Below are 7,639 nucleotides of genomic sequence, written 5' to 3'. Positions count from 1 at the left end.
TCTCTCGCTACGAATAGCGAGAGATTTTTTGTCGTTACTTGACGACGTGGATTGGCATACCGATTGCGATTTCTGCAGCTTCCATTGCCATCTCACCGAGTGATGGGTGAGCGTGGATTGTAAGTGCGATATCTTCAGCCGTCATACCTGCTTCGATGGCGAGGCCGAGCTCGGCGATCATATCAGAAGCGCCTGTACCCGCGATTTGAGCACCGATCAAGAGACCGTCCTCTTTACGCGTGATGAGCTTCATGAAGCCGTCTGGCTCGTCGAGAGCGAGGGCACGACCGTTTGCAGCGAATGGGAATTTCGACACTGTGATGTCGAGTCCTTCTTCTTTTGCGAGCGGCTCTGTGTAACCGACTGTCGCGAGCTCAGGGTCAGTGAAGACGACCGCTGGGATTGCTGAGTAGTCGAGGTACGCAGGCTTGCCTGCAGCTGCTTCTGCCGCGATTTTCGCTTCATACGAAGCTTTGTGCGCGAGCGGTGGTCCCGGTACGATGTCACCGATCGCGTAGATGTTTTCATTCGACGTCTTGCACTGGTCGTCGATTTCGATGATGCCGCGGTCGCTGACTTTCACTTCCGCGTTCTCAAGACCGATATCACCAGTGTTTGGACGACGGCCGACTGTGACGAGGACGTAGTCCGCTTCCACAGATTGCTCTTCGCCGTTCACTTCAAACTTAACCGTTACGCCGTCTTCTGTCTCTTCGACGCCTTTGGCAAGCGCGTTCGTGTGAATCGTGACGTTCCCTTTTTGTTTGAGCTTCTTCTTGACGATTTGCGTCATTTGCGGCTCGAAGCCAGACAAGATGTCGCTAGCGCCTTCAACGACGACGACTTCTGTATCGAAGTTCGCGTACGCTGTTCCAAGCTCCATACCGATGTATCCGCCGCCGATGACGACGAGCTTTTTCGGTACTTCTGGAAGCGCCAATGCGCCAGTTGAAGAAAGGACGCGTTTTGACCATTTGAACGATGGAATCTCGATTGGTGTCGAACCAGTCGCGATGATCGCTTTTTTGAACTTGTAAGGAGTCGAGCTGTCTTCTGTGATGACACGGACTGTGTCTTCAGATGCGAAGAACGCTTCCCCTTGCACGATTTCAATCTTGTTGCCTTTCAAGAGGCCTTTAACGCCGCCAGTCAACTTGTTGACGACCGACTGTTTCCAGTCTTGGACTTTCGTGAAGTCGACAGCAACGTTATCCGACGTGATCCCCATTGATGAGTGACCTTTCGCGTGCTGGAAGTTGTGACCAGCCGTGATTAACGCTTTTGACGGGATACATCCGACGTTCAAGCAGACGCCGCCGAAGTTACCCTTCTCGACGATCGTCACTTTGAGGCCGAGTTGCGCGCCACGGATGGCTGCGACGTATCCGCCAGGACCGGCACCGATGACGATTAAATCAGTTTCTTGTGCGAATTCTCCTACTACCATGTTCTTATCCCTCCATCATTAGAAGTGCTGGATCTTGAAGCAAACGTTTCACCATGTTGAGTGCGTTTTGAGCAGTCGCACCGTCGATGAGGCGGTGGTCAAAGCTGAATGAAAGCGCGAGCACTGGTGCTGCAACGATTTCGCCGTCTTTGACGACAGCTTTTTCAGCGATGCGGCCGATACCGAGAATCGCAACTTCTGGGTGGTTGATGACAGGTGTGAACCATTGTCCACCAGCAGAACCGATGTTCGTGATTGTGATCGATCCGCCTTTCATGTCGTCCCCAGCGAGTTTACCTTCACGTGCTTTACCGGCAAGCTCATTGATGTTTGTAGCAAGTGCATAGATTGATTTACGGTCTGCTTCTTTGACGACAGGAACGACGAGGCCGTTGTCCGTGTCAGCAGCGATACCGATGTTGTAGTAGTTTTTGTAGACGATTTCTTCGTTCACATCGTCGATTGATGCGTTGATCGCTGGGTAAGCTTTCGCTGCAGCTGTCAATGCTTTCACAACGAACGGCAAGTACGTGAGTTTCACGCCTTGGTCAGCAGCCACTTGTTTGAACTCTTTACGGAGTGCGACGAGTTTCGTGACGTCGACTTCGTCCATGAGTGTAACGTGTGGAGCTGTATGCTTCGAGTTGACCATTGCTTTCGAGATCGCTTTACGGATTCCACGGATCTTCTCACGCGTTTCGAGTTCAGGTGTAGCTGACTCGTAAGGCTTGATTTCCGTTTTCGCTGCCGCTGCCGGAGCTACAGATTCTGTTTTCTCTGTTGTAGCTTCTGCTGCTGGTGCTTCACCGTTAGCGAACGCATCGATGTCTTCTTTCAAGACGCGACCGTTATCGCCTGAACCTTTGACTTCACGGATGTCGACGCCTTTTTCGCGAGCGTACTTGCGAATCGAAGGCATCGCGATGACGCGCTCCGACTTGTGAAGTTGAACTTCACGCGGGCCGTCTTCTTTCACGTCAGCTTGAACTGTCTCTTCAGTCTTCTCTTCAGCTTTTGGCTGTTCAGGAGCTGCTTCCTCTTCGCCTGCTGGCGCGTCACCTTCGATGTCGAACGTGATGAGGACGTCACCGACGACGGCAACTGTTCCTTCAGAGACTTTGACTTCTTTGACTGTTCCATCAACTGGAGCTGGGATTTCAACGACAGCCTTGTCGTTTTGTACTTCGAGGAGGATATCATCCTCTTTTACTGTGTCCCCGTCTTTTACGAACCACTTGACGATTTCACCTTCGTGAATTCCTTCACCGATGTCTGGTAATTTAAATTCAAATACTGCCACTGGTTTTTCCTCCCATCAAATAATCATGTAAACACGACGAGGGAGACAATTCTCCCTCATCGCCAAATGAACACGATCAGAAGTTGATAACTTCCTTAACTTTTGCAACGACATCTTTATGGTCAGGTAACCATGCGTCTTCTCCTTGTGCGAAGGCGAAAACTGTGTCAGGTGCAGTCACACGAAGCACTGGTGCTTCGAGGTGAAGAATTGCGCGTTCTTGAATTTCAGTTACAACGTTTGCCGCGATACCTGCTTGACGCTGTGCCTCTTGAACGACGATCGCACGGCCAGTCTTTTTAACAGACTCGACGATTGTATCGATATCAAGCGGGCTCACTGTCATGAGGTCGATGACTTCTACGTTGATGTTTTCTTTTTCGAGTTCTTCCGCTGCTTTGAGTGACGTGTGGACCATCGCACCGTATGTGATGATTGAAACGTCAGTCCCTTCACGCTTCACGTCTGCTTTTCCAAGCTCGATCGTGTATTCGCCTTCAGGTACTTCGCCACGGAATGAACGGTAAAGCTTCATGTGCTCGAGGAAAACGACAGGGTCGTTGTCGCGGATTGACGCGATCAAGAGTCCTTTTGCATCGTACGGAGTCGACGGGATGACGACTTTAAGACCAGGTGTCTGAGCCATCAAGCCTTCGAGGCTATCCGCATGAAGTTCAGGTGTTTTTACACCGCCACCGAATGGTGAACGGATTGTGATTGGCTGGCTGTAAGCGCCGCCTGAACGGTAACGCATCCGTGCCATTTGAGCTGCGATTGAGTCAAATACTTCGAATACGAAACCGAAGAATTGAACTTCCATGATTGGACGGAAACCAGTGAGACCGAGACCGATGGCAAGACCACCGATACCAGACTCAGCAAGCGGCGTGTCGAAGACGCGGTCTTCGCCGAGCTCATCTTGGAGGCCTTCTGTCGCACGGAATACCCCACCGTTTTTACCAACGTCTTCTCCGAAAAGAAGTACTTTCTCGTCGCGCTTCATTTCAACGCGCATCGCATCAGTAATCGCTTGGATCATTGTCATTTGAGCCATAACTTACTTCGACTCCTTTGCAGTATATTCTTCGAGCTGCTCTTTCAAGTTAGCAGGAAGTTCTTCGAACATGTTGTTGATGAAGTCCGAAACTTTTTGTTTTGGTTCTTTGTCAGCGAGGCTGATTGCTTCTTTCACGTCAGCTTTCGCTTGCTCGATCACTTCGTTCTCCATGTCTTCGTTCCAAAGCTTTTTGCCTTCGAGGAAGAGACGGAAGCGTACGAGTGGATCTTTTTCTTGATACTCTGTGTCGAGTTCTTTCGTACGGTAACGTGTTGGGTCATCCCCAGCGAGCGTATGTGGTCCGTAGCGGTATGTGAGTGCTTCGATGAGCGTCGGCGTTCCGTCAAGTGCGTCTTTACGCGCTTGTTGCGTTGCGGCGAGGACAGCGAGAACGTCCATTCCGTCAACTTGGATTCCGTTGATGCCCGCTGCGACAGCTTTTTGCGCGATCGTTTTAGCTGCAGTTTGCTTCTCGACAGGAGTCGAGATCGCGAAGCGGTTGTTTTGAACGACGAAGATGGCTGGTGATTTGAATGCACCTGCAAAGTTCAAACCTTCGTAGAAGTCACCTTGTGATGAACCACCGTCACCCGTGTAAGTAATGGCGACGTTTGTGTTGCCGTTGCGTTTAAGGCCCATGGCCACGCCTGCTGCTTGGATGATTTGTGCGCCGATGATGATTTGTGGCATCAAGACGTTGACGTCTTCAGGGATACGGTTCCCTGCAACGTGTCCACGTGAGAACAAGAACGCTTGATAAAGCGGAAGTCCGTGGAATACGAGTTGTGGGATATCACGGTAGCCTGGAAGGATCCAGTCTTGTTTGTCGAGCGCGTATTGCGTCCCGATCATCGTTGCTTCTTGACCTGCCACTGGCGCGTAGAAACCTAGGCGACCTTGACGGTTAAGTGAGATTGCACGTTGGTCCCAGATTCGAGTATAGACCATGCGGCGCATAAGCTCCTGAAGTTGCTCGTCCGTTACGTCGGGCATAGCGTCTTGGTTGACGACTTCGCCCTTCTCGTCGAGAATACGGAACGTTTGGAAGTTTTCTTCCACGTTTTGAAGTACCTGAACGTTGTTCATTCGTTTCACCTCATCCTTTCAACTATGAGACAATTGTCTTTTTTGTGATCAAACACTACCTCAAATCTTAAGTGTATCTGTCCAAAAAAGCAATCTGTATTAACGTGATACAGGAAAGTAATTCTGTTCCTGCCGTTTCTTAGACAGTATAAAACGGGTTGTTATAATAACGCAAAAAATATGCTTACCTTATAAGAACGCTTACATGAACACATCTTTTCACTCATTTCGCCTGTGTATCATATTCGTTTCACCTTCTGTACCATCTCAAGGATTTCCCCATTAAATATGATATAATGAGGCATATCGAAATTGGAAAGGAAGTTGTACATGTTAACGATGAAAGATGTGATTCGTGAAGGGGACGACCGACTTCGCCTTCGCTCGACAGAAGTCCCAATCCCTCCTACGGCTGAAGATTTGGAGCTTCTTGACGAGATGGAGACGTTCCTCGTCAATAGCCAGGACCCGGAGATTAGCGAAAAATATGAGCTTCGCGGAGGCGTCGGAATTGCGGCACCGCAACTCGGCGTCAATCGCCGCTTCTTCACCGTCCTGTTGCAAGAGGAAGACGAGACGTTCAAGCTGTCCATTTTCAACCCTAGGATTACGAGCCACTCGGTGGAGCAGACGTACTTGAACGGCGGTGAAGGGTGCTTGTCTGTCGACCGTGTCGTCAACGGAAATGTGCCGCGCCATCGCCGTATCACCCTCGAAGGGTTCGATCGTGACGGCAACCCAATCAAATTGCGCCTTCGTGGCATGCGGGCCATCGTCTGCCAACACGAGCTCGACCACTTAGACGGCGTCATGTTCTACGACCGCATCAACCCGACCAATCCGCTTGAGACTTATGGTGAGCCAATCTGAGGTGACGAACGTGAAAAAAAAGGCGCTGTTGTTAGTATTCCCATTTTTATTTCTTTTAATCGGGGGATGTGTCCGCATCGAATATGACGCCACTGTTCATTATGATCAATCGGTCACGCTCGAGACGACGTATGCGTTTCGCGACCACCCCGTCATGAAGCTGCTCAATTTGCGGTTGGATTGGGATACATGGAAGCAACAAGCGAACGATAACGGTTACGCGACACGTGACTACTCGAGTGAAGACGATTACGAGGGCATGGTGCTGAAGAAGACGTTCGACAATGTCGATGAGTTACAAAACATTAAAGAAGAATGGAAGACCGGTCCAGCCGGTATCCTCGTTCCGCCTGACATGGAGTTCGATGTGCAAAAAGAAGAAGGCATTTGGTTCGACTCCTATGTGCTCAACACGAACCTGGATTTACGTCTGGACCGAATCGAGCTACCAGGCCTCAACTTGAGCGGCTCACCGAAACAGCTCGCCGAGCGCTATGTCCGTCAAGCCGATATTCGTTTCAACTTGACCGTACCGACGGGTGTGTTTGTTGAAGACGGCACCGGGCTCGACCTCCGTTCGATGAAGCATGTCGAATGGCAAGTGTACGGAGGCCGGCAAAACAATATGACGCTCGTCGCCCATGTGCCGAACGTGAAGGCGTGGATCATCACGGTCGTCGCTTTCGTCGTCGTTAGCCTCGCCAGTTTCTTCATTTGGCGGAAATATCGACAGAACGCCGGCGACCCGAACAAAACGTCCATTCGCTCGCGTCTACTCGGTGTGCTCATCGTCGTCTTGGCACTCTCCATCATCATCGTGACCGTCCGGGAAGAGTTGACGACCGAACGGAAAGCCGAGGCGGTGCGCCAAGCGGCCCAGACCGACGAGTTCATCCCGACGTTCGCCGTCCATGGTCTGCTCGGGACGGACCGGACGTTCCTGCGCTTCTCCCAGTTCATGGAGCAGCGTGGCCTCGCCAAGGATGGCGCCCTCTGTACCGTTTCGACAGAGAGCGAGGTCGACTGCGTCATCAACGACTATAGCTCGAACCGTCCGATCGTCCGCATCGAATACGAAGACGCCGAGGCTTCGCTGAACAATCAGACGAAATGGTTGAACGCGGCGATTGAGACGTATGAGGCCGAACGCAACAAGTCGTTCGAGCGAATGTATTTGATCGGCCATAGTATGGGCGGCGTCGCGGCCGCGAACTATATCTTGAACCAAGACGAGTACTTGATTGATAAATTCGTCTCGTTCGACAGCCCGTTCGCCGGCACTCGCCTCGCCAACTTCGGTCTATCGGCGAGCAACTTCGGCGTCAACACAGGGAGTGCCGCCATCCGGGACTTGTCCCCGACATCGGACGGACTTGTGGCGTTCCAGTCGAAGCTCGAGACGTGGCCGCGTTCCGTTCAAGTGTTGTCGTTCGCCGGGCGCGGTGGGGAGTTCAATTTGATCGAGCCCTCGAGCTCCCTCCTCCTCGAAGACTATACGAACAACATCACGACGGAGACCGTCCCGTACGACCACTTCTCGCTCCATCGGAAGACGGACGTGCTCCGCGATACGGGACGATTCCTGTACGAGTATACGAACGAGTTCAACCCGGTCGAAACAAACTGACGAAAGCCCGCCTTCGTGAATGTTTGTCTACCTCTCGATTAAAAAAGGAACGGGGTACGAAAGAGGGATGGAGGCGTGGACCGACCGATGGCACGGCGAGACTTCTAGGGGAATAGCAAGCATTGGGAGACCCAGCAGCGTTAAGCGATGCGGCTCCCTGCTTGCCCCCAGAAAAGCGAGCTGTGCCTAGTCGGGCAAATAAAAAAGACTGCAGACAATGTTTTGTCTACAGTCTGAACCCGCCCTCTTCAC

6 protein-coding genes are annotated in these 7,639 nt (G+C 51.6%); 2 read left to right on the top strand and 4 right to left on the bottom strand.

Features of this window, described 5'->3' with window-relative positions; translation table 11 throughout:
* Positions 1-34 precede the first annotated feature (34 nt).
* The 4 genes from lpdA to pdhA form a co-directional block, all read right to left on the bottom strand.
* Positions 35-1,447: a dihydrolipoyl dehydrogenase gene (gene lpdA / locus DI14_RS11305; RefSeq protein WP_034808641.1), complete on the bottom strand. Its 1,413-nt coding sequence runs from the start codon at positions 1,445-1,447 to the stop codon at positions 35-37.
* A gap of 4 nt (positions 1,448-1,451) precedes the next feature.
* Complete coding sequence (locus DI14_RS11300) at positions 1,452-2,747, bottom strand: dihydrolipoamide acetyltransferase family protein (RefSeq protein ID WP_034808640.1); 1,296 nt, start codon at positions 2,745-2,747, stop codon at positions 1,452-1,454.
* 76 nt (positions 2,748-2,823) lie between these two features.
* Entirely contained in the window at positions 2,824-3,801 is a 978-nt protein-coding gene (locus tag DI14_RS11295) for an alpha-ketoacid dehydrogenase subunit beta (RefSeq protein WP_034808639.1), read from the bottom strand.
* A 3-nt stretch (positions 3,802-3,804) separates the two neighbouring features.
* Positions 3,805-4,890 (bottom strand): pyruvate dehydrogenase (acetyl-transferring) E1 component subunit alpha, encoded by a 1,086-nt coding sequence (gene pdhA / locus DI14_RS11290; RefSeq protein WP_034808637.1) that lies wholly within the window; start codon positions 4,888-4,890, stop codon positions 3,805-3,807.
* A gap of 330 nt (positions 4,891-5,220) precedes the next feature.
* On the opposite strand from pdhA, the gene def reads away from it, so the two are divergent.
* Both def and DI14_RS11280 read left to right on the top strand, forming a co-directional pair.
* Positions 5,221-5,760, top strand: coding sequence for a peptide deformylase (def, locus tag DI14_RS11285; protein WP_034808635.1), 540 nt, complete (start codon positions 5,221-5,223; stop codon positions 5,758-5,760).
* On the top strand, positions 5,747-7,387 hold the full coding sequence (locus tag DI14_RS11280) for an alpha/beta hydrolase (RefSeq protein WP_235193462.1): 1,641 nt from the start codon (positions 5,747-5,749) through the stop codon (positions 7,385-7,387). Before def ends, DI14_RS11280 begins: the two co-directional genes overlap by 14 nt.
* The last annotated feature ends 252 nt before the right edge of the window (positions 7,388-7,639 follow it).

Origin of the sequence: Exiguobacterium sp. AB2, from assembly GCF_000696055.1 — a bacterium.
GTDB classification, from domain to species: domain Bacteria; phylum Bacillota; class Bacilli; order Exiguobacteriales; family Exiguobacteriaceae; genus Exiguobacterium; species Exiguobacterium alkaliphilum.
This window is presented reverse-complemented; position numbering and strand designations above follow the sequence as displayed.